This window comes from Delftia sp. DT-2, from assembly GCF_028401915.1.
Classification (GTDB): domain Bacteria; phylum Pseudomonadota; class Gammaproteobacteria; order Burkholderiales; family Burkholderiaceae_C; genus Comamonas; species Comamonas tsuruhatensis.
The window spans coordinates 325,069-333,684 of the sequence record NZ_JAQOTI010000008.1 but is presented as its reverse complement, the minus strand read 5'-3'; the positions used below and the strand labels follow the sequence as shown (position 1 = coordinate 333,684).

Sequence of the window (8,616 nt, the reverse complement as noted above, 5' to 3'; positions counted from 1 at the left end):
GGAGCCAGGGCCTTCGCAGGCTTACTTGGCAGGCTTGGTCTTGCCGAAGTTGGGCAGATTGAACTGCGGCGGCACGCCCATGCGGGTGTTGATGATCCACTGCTGGGCAATGGACAGGATGTTGTTCGTCAGCCAGTACAGCACCAGGCCGGCCGGGAAGAAGAAGAACATCACGCTGAAGACCAGGGGCATGATCCACATCATCTTGGCCTGCATCGGATCCGGCGGAGCGGGGTTCAGCGCGGTCTGCAGCAGCGACGACAGGGTCATCAGCACGGGCAGGATGAACAGCGGGTCCTTGGCCGACAGGTCGGTGATCCAGCCGATCCAGGGGGCGTTGCGGATTTCCACGCTGGACAGCAGCACCCAGTACAGCGCGATGAACACCGGGATCTGGATGATGATGGGCAGGCAGCCGCCCATGGGGTTGACCTTTTCCTCGCGGTAGATGCGCATCATCTCCTGCTGCATCTGCTGGGGCTTGTCCTTGAGGCGCTCGCGCATTTCCATGATGCGCGGGTTGATGGCCTTCATCTTGGCCATCGAGGAGTAGGCCTTGGCATTGAGCCAGTAGAAGGCGATCTTCAGCAGCAGCACCAGGGCCACGATGGACCAGCCCCAGTTGCCCAGGAAACCGTGCAGCTTGTCCAGCAGCCAGTACAGCGGCTTGGCCAGGATGGTCAGCCAGCCATAGTCCTTGACCAGTTCCAGGCCGGGGGCCAGAGCCTCCAGGCGCTTTTCGATCTGGGGTCCGGCAAACAGGCGCGCTTCCACGCTCTTGCTCTGGCCGGGCTCGATGGTGCCCACGGGCGTGATCATGCCGACGGCGTAGAGGTTGCTGTCCACCTTGCGCAGGAAGTTCTCGCGCTGCACGCCTTCGGCCAGCAGCCAAGCGCTGGCGAAGTAATGCTGGACCATGGCCACGTAGCCGCCCGAGGACGACTTCTCGACGCTGGCCTTGCCGTTTTCGATGTCCTTGAACTCGACCTTCTGGTACTTCTTCTCGTCGGTGTAGACGGCCGGGCCCGTGAAGGTGGAGTACATGGTGGACTCTTCGCCTTCGGGCTTGTTGCCGTCGCGCACCAGCTGCAGGTACAGCTGCGGGTTCACGGCAGTCGTGCCGGTGTTCACCACTTCATGGCGCACGCCGATGTCGTAGGCACCGCGCTTGAGCGTCCAGATCTTGACCAGCTTCACGCCGCCCATGTCGGGCGACTCGAAGCGAAGCTCCATCTGGTCCTCGCCGTCCTTGAGCTCGCGTGCACCGGGCAGCGCGGTCATGGTCGTCTTGTGCGTGGGGAAACCGCCGCCGATCAGGCCCGACTGGCCCAGGTACACACGGTGCACGCTCTCGTCGAACAGCACGACCGGCTTGTCCTTGTGGGCGGAATCGGCGTACTTGAGCAGCTCGGCATGTCGCAGCGTGCCGCCCTGGCTGTCGAAGGTCAGGCGCAGCACGTCGGTGCTGATGGTCACGTTCTGGCGCGGAGCAGCCTCGGGCGCGGCAGCGCCGCCAGGCACTTCGCCGGCACCGGCCGTTGCCGCAGTCGCTGCCGAGGGCACGCTGGCGTCGCCGGGCGCCTTGCCCGTTTCAGGTGCCGGGGCCGTGGCCACGGCCGGCGCGGGGAAGAAAGTGGCCTTCTTGCCGTTGTGCACTTGCCATTTGTCCCATAGCAAGACCAGCGAAAAGCCAAATATCACCCACAGGATGGTGCGGCGAATATCGTTCATGAAGACTTCTTAGGTGAGGAAGGTTGGGTGTTTTCGGGCGCAGCCGTCAGGCTGGTGAACAGCCTGGGCTTGTGCTCTGGCACAGGGTCATGCCCCCCGTCACACCACGGATGACAGCGCGCCAGTCGGCGCAGTGTCAGGTAGGAGCCTACCGCAGCGCCGTGTTGCTCCAGCGCTTCAAGGGAATAGGCAGAGCAGGTCGGCGTGAAGCGGCAGGCCGAGCCCAGCCAGGGACTGAGCATCAGCCGATAGCCACGCACCAGCGCCATCAGCAGCCGCTGCATCATGGCGTGGCTCCGGCAGGCTCGCCAGCGGCAGCGGCCGGCTCCTGCGCTGGCTGAGGCAACCCGGGTGCCGGCTGCGACAGGCGTTTCGCGGCATGGGCGAACAGCTGCTGCAGCTCGGCACGAACCGCCTGCTTGAGCACATCGGACGTGGCGCTCACGAACTGGCGCCGGTCAAAGCCCGAGCGCAATCGCACCACATGCGCGCCATGGAGCATCAAGGCCTCGTGCTCGCCGCCCACGGCGTAGATCTGCCGCTTGATGGTGTGGCGTGTCACCGATCGGCGCGCCCAGCGCTTGGGCACCATGGCACCCAGCCAGGCATCCCGGCGCACCGCGCCAACGCCGAACAGGGCCTGCGGATCTTGCGATCCGGGCCCTGTCGGTGGCGGCATGGCAGCGACCTGCTCCGTCAGAACGAGACGGTGCAGGGCGAAGTGCGCGGTACGCGAAACCGTACCGGCAGCCATGGCGGCCTGAAACTGCGGACGTGTTTTCAGCCGTTGCATTCCAGCACCCCTTTCAGGGGTTCAGTGCAGCGAGCAAACCGCCCAGCAATGGCTGGCCTTAGACGGCCAGACGCTTGCGGCCCTTGGCGCGGCGAGCGTTGATCACGGCGCGGCCGCCCTTGGTCTTCATGCGGACCAGAAAGCCGTGGGTGCGGGCGCGACGGGTCTTGGAGGGTTGGTAAGTACGTTTCATGTTGGTTCCTAGAGAAGGTTCAGTTTTGCACCGGTCCCGTATCCGGCACGCTACACGCAGTGCAGCCAGCAGCCGCCACAAAGGCAAACCGCCAGGCCACCTGCCAAAAATCTGCACGATGCACTTGCCATGTGCGGCCAGGAGCGCGAACCGGGAAGGTTTCGCCCAAGGCAACCAGCAGCAGCATGCAGACCCGATGCAGACGGGCGGGACATATCACCCTGAACACATTCAGGGAAACCCGCGATTATCACAGCGTTGCCCACTTGATGCAATGCCCTTCGAACCCGAAGGATGCCTGCCCATTTTGCGACAGGGCAGAGGACAAGCTCCTGATATTTTGTGGATAACTTCCGCAAAAGCTACAATGGCAGCCTCGCAACAGTTCCTCCTATCCACAACTAGACTTCGACAATGACAGAGGAACCTACGAACGATGCAGGCCAGGGCCTGTGGCAAGTCTGCGTTGAGCAACTGGGGCAGGAAATGCCTGAGCAGCAGTTCAACACCTGGATCAAGCCCCTGACCGCGCACGTCGCCGAAGACTTCTCCAAAGTCACCGTCTACGTGGCCAACCGCTTCAAGCTCGACTGGATCCGCGCCCAATATGCAGGCCGCATCTCGGCCATGCTGGAGTCGCTCTATGGCCAGCCGGTGACACTTGAGTTAGCGCTCGCTCAACGGGAAAGCGTTGTGCGTACTTATGTTCGCCCATCTTCCAGCGAGCGCTCGGCCCCACCGGAAACCATTGTCACCTCGGTGCCCACGGTCACTGGCGAAGACGCGGCAGCGCCGGTCTTCCGTACGCGCCTGAACGCCGCGCTGACCTTTGAAACCCTGGTGGAAGGCACGGCCAACCGCATGGCACGCTCGGCCGCCATGCATGTGGCGGGCTCGCCCGGCCACCTGTACAACCCGCTGTTCATCTACGGCGGCGTGGGCCTGGGCAAGACCCACCTGGTGCATGCCGTGGGCAACAAGCTGCTGGCCGACAAGCCCGACGCGAAAGTTCTCTACATCCACGCCGAGCAGTTCGTCTCGGATGTGGTCAAGGCCTACCAGCGCCGCACTTTTGACGAATTCAAGGAGCGCTACCACTCGCTGGATCTGCTGCTGATCGACGATGTGCAGTTCTTCGCCAACAAGGACCGCACGCAGGAGGAGTTCTTCAACGCCTTCGAGGCCCTGCTGGCCAAGAAGAGCCACATCGTGATGACCTCGGACACCTATCCCAAGGGTCTGGCCAACATCCACGAGCGGCTGGTCTCGCGCTTCGACTCCGGGCTGACGGTGGCCATCGAGCCGCCCGAGCTGGAGATGCGCGTGGCCATCCTGATCAACAAGGCCCGCGCCGAGAACGCCGAGATGCCCGAGGAAGTCGCCTTCTTCGTGGCCAAGAACGTGCGCTCCAACGTGCGCGAGCTCGAAGGCGCGCTGCGCAAGATCCTGGCCTATTCGCGCTTCAACCAGAAGGAAGTCTCCATCCAGCTGGCCCGCGAGGCCCTGCGTGATCTGCTGTCCATCCAGAACCGCCAGATCAGCGTGGAAAACATCCAGAAGACGGTGGCCGACTACTACAAGATCAAGGTGGCCGACATGTACAGCAAGAAGCGCCCGGCCAGCATTGCCCGGCCGCGCCAGATTGCCATGTACCTGGCCAAGGAATTGACCCAGAAGAGCCTGCCCGAGATCGGCGAGCTGTTCGGCGGACGCGACCACACCACCGTGCTGCACGCGGTGCGCAAGATCGCCGGCGAACGCCAGCAGCTGACCGAGCTGAACCAGCAGCTGCACGTGCTGGAGCAAACTCTCAAAGGTTGATGAAAACTCCCCCGTTCAGGCCCTGCGTACGCGGCAAAATGGGGGATTCGAGCGGCAAGAGGGGGCTCATGTGTGAGCCGCCGCTCCCACCGAGACCCGCATCCTTAAATCAGAGGTTGACATGATCGTCCTGAAAGCCACACAAGACAAAGTTCTCGCGGTCCTGCAATCGGTGTCCGGCATCGTCGAACGCCGCCACACGCTGCCCATCCTGGCCAACGTGCTGATCAAGAAGACCGGCAACGCATTGCAGCTGACCACCAGCGACCTGGAAATCCAGATCCGCACCACCGCCGAACTCGGCGGCGACACCGGCGACTTCACCACCACCGTGGGCGCGCGCAAGCTGATCGACATCCTCAAGACCATGCCCGGCGACCAGACCGTGAGCCTGGAGACCCAGCAGGCCAAGATGGTGCTCAAGGGCGGCAAGAGCCGCTTCACGCTGCAGACCCTGCCGGCCGAGGACTTCCCGCTGGTGCAGGAGGCTGCGGCCTTCGGCCCGTCGTTCAGCGTGCCGCAGAAGGTGCTCAAGGACCTGCTGGGCCAGGTCTCCTTCGCCATGGCCGTGCAGGACATCCGCTACTACCTCAACGGCATCCTGTTCGTGGCCGAGGGCAAGCAGCTGTCCCTGGTGGCCACCGACGGCCACCGCCTGGCCTTTGCAAGCAGCCAGCTGGACGTGGAAGTGCCCAAGCAGGAAGTGATCCTGCCGCGCAAGACCGTGCTGGAGCTGCAGCGCCTGCTGTCGGATGCCGGCGGCGAGAACCAGCCCCACATCGAGATGCAGTTCGCCAACAACCAGGCCAAGTTCACCTTCGGCGGCATGGAGTTCGTGACCAAGCTGGTCGAGGGCAAGTTCCCCGACTACAACCGCGTCATCCCGCGCAACCACACCAACAGCGTGACCCTGGGCCGCGCCCCGCTGCTGGCCAGCCTGCAGCGCACGGCCATCATGACCAGCGACAAGTTCAAGGGCGTGCGCCTGACGGTGGAGCCCGGCACCTTGCGCGTGGCCTCCAACAACGCCGAGCAGGAAGAGGCCATGGACGAGCTGGACATCGACTACGGTGGCGACACCATCGAGATCGGCTTCAACGTCACCTACCTGATCGACGCCCTGTCCAACATGGGCCAGGACATGATCAGGATCGACCTGCAGGACGGCAACAGCTCGGCGCTGCTGACCATCCCCGAGAACGACAGCTTCAAGTACGTCGTGATGCCGATGCGCATCTGAGCGCGCGCCACACCTACCCGATGCCTGACACATTGCGCAGCCCCTGCACCCGCCGCCCGGTGGCACAAGCCGGTGCAAGGCGCGCAACCACCCTATCCGACTCGTAGCCCGCAGCGCGCGTCCCTACGCACCGCGCCAGCGGCCGAATCGAACATTTTCAAGCGAAGCGACAGCTTCCGACGGAACTACCCCAGGGCCTTCCATGACCGACGAGAACAAGCCAGAAAACCAGACCATTGCCCCCGAAGGCTCAGACTCCAGCGGCTATGGCGAAGGTGCGATCCAGATCCTCGAAGGCCTGGAGGCCGTGCGCAAGCGCCCCGGCATGTACATCGGCGACACCTCCGATGGCACGGGCCTGCACCACCTGGTCTTCGAAGTGGTGGACAACTCCATCGACGAAGCCCTGGCCGGCTACTGCGACGACATCCTTGTCACCATCCATGCCGATGGCTCCCTGTCCGTCATCGACAACGGCCGCGGCATCCCCACGCGCGTGAAGATGGACGACAAGCACGAGCCCAAGCGCTCGGCGGCCGAAATCGCCCTCACCGAACTGCACGCGGGCGGCAAGTTCAACCAGAACAGCTACAAGGTCTCGGGCGGCCTGCACGGCGTGGGCGTGTCCTGCGTGAACGCGCTGTCCATCTGGCTCAAGCTCAGCGTGCGCCGCGATGGCGAGGTCTACGAAATCGACTTCTCGCGCGGCCAGGTGCAGAACCGCCCGATCGAGATCGTGGACGGCGTCGAGGTCTCGCCCATGCGCGTGGTCGGCAAGAGCGACAAGCGCGGCACCAAGGTCCACTTCCTGCCCGACACGGAAATCTTCACGCAGAACCATGAGTTCCGCTACGAGATCCTGGCCAAGCGCCTGCGCGAACTGTCCTTCCTGAACAACGGCGTGCGCATCCGCCTCAAGGACGAGCGCGACGGCCGCGAAGACGACTTCTCCGGCGCCGGCGGCGTCATGGGCTTCGTGCAGTTCATCAACGCCAACAAGAAGGTGCTGCATCCCACGGCCTTCCACGCCGAAGGCAGCCGCCCTGCCGAAAGCTACGGCGGCATCCCCGGCACCGAGATCGGCGTCGAAGTCGCCATGCAGTGGAACGACAGCTACGCCGAGCAGGTGCTGTGCTTCACCAACAACATCCCGCAGCGCGACGGCGGCACCCACCTGACGGGCCTGCGCGCGGCCATGACGCGCGTGATCGGCAAGTACATCGAGCAGAACGAACTGGCCAAGAAGGCCAAGGTCGAAGTCAGCGGCGACGACATGCGCGAAGGCCTGTGCTGCGTGCTGTCCGTGAAGGTGCCCGAACCCAAGTTCAGCAGCCAGACCAAGGACAAGCTGGTCTCCAGCGAAGTGCGCGCGCCCGTGGAAGACATCGTCGCCAAGGCGCTGACCGACTACCTGGAAGAAAAGCCGGGCGACGCCAAGATCCTGTGCAGCAAGATCGTCGATGCCGCACGTGCCCGCGAAGCCGCGCGCAAGGCCCGCGAGATGACGCGCCGCAAGGGCGTGCTCGACGGCATGGGCCTGCCCGGCAAGCTGGCCGACTGCCAGGAAAAGGACCCGGCGCTGTGCGAGATCTACATCGTCGAGGGTGACTCCGCCGGCGGCTCCGCCAAGCAAGGTCGCGACCGCAAGTTCCAGGCCATCCTGCCGCTGCGCGGCAAGATCCTGAACGTGGAAAAGGCCCGCTACGAGAAGCTGCTGTCCAGCAACGAAATCGTCACCCTGATCACGGCCCTGGGCACCGGCATCGGCAAGGCCACGGCCGAATCGGGCAAGAGCGGCAGCGACGACTTCGACCCCAACAAGCTGCGCTACCACCGCATCATCATCATGACCGACGCGGACGTGGACGGCGCCCACATCCGCACCCTGCTGCTGACCTTCTTCTACCGCCAGATGCCGGACCTGGTCGAGCGCGGCCACATCTACATCGCCCAGCCACCGCTGTACAAGGTCAAGAACGGCAAGGAAGAGCTGTACATCAAGGACGGCCCCGCGCTCAACCAGTACCTGCTGCGCATCGCGCTGATGAACGCCAGCGTCAGCACCGGCGGCGCCAACCCGCGCACGCTGGACGGCGAGGAACTGGCCAAGCTGGCCAACATGCACCTGGCCGCCGAGACCGTCATCGACCGCCTGTCCAACTTCATGGATGCCGAGGCCCTGCGCGCCATCGCCGACGGCGTGCAGATCACGCTGGACAGCATCGAGGCGGCACAGGCCTGCGCCCCCATCCTGGAGGCCAAGCTGCGCGAGTTGACCACCACGGGCGTGCCCGCCGAGGTCACGGCCGAAATCGACCCGGTCTCCGAAAAGCCCGTGCTGCGCATCAGCCGCCACCACCACGGCAACATCAAGAGCTCCATCCTCACCCAGGAGTTCGTGCGCAGCCACGACTACGCCGCACTGGCCGACGAAGCCCAGAACTTCAACGGCCTGCTGGGCGAAGGCGCCAAGGTCACGCGCGGCGAAGGCGAGAAGGCCAAGAGCGACAAGGCCACCGACTTCCGCCAGGCCATGCAATGGCTGCTGCACGAGGCCGAACGCACCACGGCCCGCCAGCGCTACAAGGGCCTGGGCGAAATGAACCCCGAGCAGCTGTGGGAGACCACCATGGACCCCACCGTGCGCAGCCTGCTGCAGGTGCAGATCGGCGACGCCATCGAGGCCGACCGCGTGTTCACCATGCTCATGGGCGACGAGGTGGAGCCGCGCCGGGACTTCATCGAGACGAATGCGTTGCGGGCGGGCAATATCGACGTCTGATCCAGCCGAACGGCACACTGCAAAAAGCGCTCTGCAAGGAGCGCTTTTTTCATGGC

General features: G+C 64.2%; 7 protein-coding genes. 3 read left to right on the top strand and 4 right to left on the bottom strand.

The window, feature by feature from the left end:
- Nucleotides 1-21 precede the first annotated feature (21 nt).
- The 4 genes from yidC to rpmH are packed head-to-tail and all read right to left on the bottom strand — an operon-like array spanning nucleotide 22 to nucleotide 2,717.
- A complete protein-coding gene (gene yidC, locus PO605_RS16760; RefSeq protein ID WP_016447256.1) occupies nucleotides 22-1,731 on the bottom strand; it encodes a membrane protein insertase YidC in 1,710 nt (569 codons plus the stop codon).
- The gene (gene yidD, locus PO605_RS16755; RefSeq protein WP_016447257.1) at nucleotides 1,728-2,018 is read right to left on the bottom strand and encodes a membrane protein insertion efficiency factor YidD; all 291 of its coding nucleotides are present in this window, start codon (nucleotides 2,016-2,018) and stop codon (nucleotides 1,728-1,730) included. The genes yidC and yidD overlap by 4 nt, the downstream gene beginning before the upstream one ends.
- Nucleotides 2,015-2,524, bottom strand: coding sequence for a ribonuclease P protein component (locus PO605_RS16750; RefSeq protein ID WP_047217511.1), 510 nt, complete (start codon nucleotides 2,522-2,524; stop codon nucleotides 2,015-2,017). The genes yidD and PO605_RS16750 overlap by 4 nt, the downstream gene beginning before the upstream one ends.
- Nucleotides 2,525-2,582: 58 nt before the next feature.
- Nucleotides 2,583-2,717, bottom strand: coding sequence for a 50S ribosomal protein L34 (gene rpmH / locus PO605_RS16745; RefSeq protein ID WP_012207856.1), 135 nt, complete (start codon nucleotides 2,715-2,717; stop codon nucleotides 2,583-2,585).
- A gap of 414 nt (nucleotides 2,718-3,131) precedes the next feature.
- Here rpmH and dnaA point away from each other — a divergent pair, with 414 nt between their 5' ends.
- From dnaA to gyrB, 3 genes are all read left to right on the top strand, one after another.
- Nucleotides 3,132-4,538 (top strand): chromosomal replication initiator protein DnaA, encoded by a 1,407-nt coding sequence (dnaA, locus tag PO605_RS16740; RefSeq protein ID WP_016447259.1) that lies wholly within the window; start codon nucleotides 3,132-3,134, stop codon nucleotides 4,536-4,538.
- A 121-nt stretch (nucleotides 4,539-4,659) separates the two neighbouring features.
- Nucleotides 4,660-5,778 carry a DNA polymerase III subunit beta gene (gene dnaN / locus PO605_RS16735; RefSeq protein WP_016447260.1) on the top strand — a complete coding sequence of 373 codons (1,119 nt, stop codon included), beginning with the start codon at nucleotides 4,660-4,662 and terminating at the stop codon, nucleotides 5,776-5,778.
- A gap of 202 nt (nucleotides 5,779-5,980) precedes the next feature.
- Nucleotides 5,981-8,560: a DNA topoisomerase (ATP-hydrolyzing) subunit B gene (gyrB, locus tag PO605_RS16730; RefSeq protein WP_047468267.1), complete on the top strand. Its 2,580-nt coding sequence runs from the start codon at nucleotides 5,981-5,983 to the stop codon at nucleotides 8,558-8,560.
- The last annotated feature ends 56 nt before the right edge of the window (nucleotides 8,561-8,616 follow it).

Excerpts from the sequence above, each read along its gene's own strand:
- yidD (WP_016447257.1), bottom strand. The coding sequence starts at position 2,018 with ATGATGCAGCGGCTGCTGATGGCGCTGGTGCGTGGCTATCGGCTGATG.
- dnaA (WP_016447259.1), top strand. The coding sequence starts at position 3,132 with ATGACAGAGGAACCTACGAACGATGCAGGCCAGGGCCTGTGGCAAGTC.
- yidC (WP_016447256.1), bottom strand. The coding sequence starts at position 1,731 with ATGAACGATATTCGCCGCACCATCCTGTGGGTGATATTTGGCTTTTCG.
- gyrB (WP_047468267.1), top strand. The coding sequence starts at position 5,981 with ATGACCGACGAGAACAAGCCAGAAAACCAGACCATTGCCCCCGAAGGC.
- rpmH (WP_012207856.1), bottom strand. The coding sequence starts at position 2,717 with ATGAAACGTACTTACCAACCCTCCAAGACCCGTCGCGCCCGCACCCAC.
- dnaN (WP_016447260.1), top strand. The coding sequence starts at position 4,660 with ATGATCGTCCTGAAAGCCACACAAGACAAAGTTCTCGCGGTCCTGCAA.
- PO605_RS16750 (WP_047217511.1), bottom strand. The coding sequence starts at position 2,524 with ATGCAACGGCTGAAAACACGTCCGCAGTTTCAGGCCGCCATGGCTGCC.